The sequence below is a fragment of the Olavius algarvensis spirochete endosymbiont genome (assembly GCA_900608495.1).
GTDB lineage: Bacteria > Spirochaetota > Spirochaetia > DSM-2461 > DSM-2461 > UBA2779.
The window spans coordinates 1-218 of record UWYT01000061.1; the positions used below are offsets into that span (position 1 = coordinate 1).

A 218-nucleotide genomic window follows, 5' to 3' on the forward strand; every position below is an offset into this window, starting at 1 on the left:
TCATCGAGAGTACTTCTCAAACTCTCATTGCTGGGGGTATTAGTCATATCCGCATTAGACCAACTCGGCTTGTAAATCTTAAGCGGGCTTTCGGCGAATCCATCCCCGATGTTGATGCGAGCCTCGAAATAATTCTGTTCATCCACTGATTTGACATAGTCGGGAAGTCCATCTCCGGTGATATCCATCAGCATCTCGGTGGTTTTATCCACGCTGCC

The 218-nt window shown here is 47.7% G+C and carries 1 protein-coding gene; it reads right to left on the minus strand.

Features of this window, described 5'->3' with window-relative positions; translation table 11 throughout:
- Positions 1–218, minus strand: a 218-nt coding sequence (locus S1OALGB6SA_RS01095; RefSeq protein WP_195910227.1) for a hypothetical protein, incomplete at both ends; no start/stop codon positions are given.